At 55.6% G+C, this 385-nt stretch carries 1 protein-coding gene; it reads left to right on the forward strand.

Annotation, left to right across the window (positions count from 1 at the left end):
* On the forward strand, positions 1-385 hold a 385-nt coding region (locus tag A9762_RS03175), incomplete at both ends, for a branched-chain amino acid ABC transporter permease (RefSeq protein ID WP_371442388.1).

Here is a 385-nt window from a genome sequence, read left to right on the forward strand (position 1 = left end):
TGCTCGGTGCGCCGACGCTGCGTTTGCGCGGCGACTATCTGGCCATCGTGACGCTGGGTTTCGGGGAGATCATCCGTATCTTTATGAACAACCTGGATAGCCCGGTGAATATCACTAACGGGCCGAAGGGCATTACCGGCGTCGAGCCGATCTCCCTGTTTGGATTTGATTTCTTCAGCAATCACGAGATATTCGGTTTGCAAGCAAATCCCGTCTATCTCCACTATTACCTGTTTGTCACGTTGGCCGTCCTAATCGCATTGGTATGCGTGCGTCTGCAACATTCGCGCATGGGCAGGGCGTGGATTGCCGTGCGCGAAGATGAGACGGCCGCCAAGGCGATGGGCATCAACACACGCAACATCAAGCTGCTCGCGTTCGCCAT

This window comes from Pandoraea sp. ISTKB (genome assembly GCF_001721285.1).
Taxonomy (GTDB): Bacteria; Pseudomonadota; Gammaproteobacteria; order Burkholderiales; family Burkholderiaceae; genus Pandoraea; species Pandoraea capi.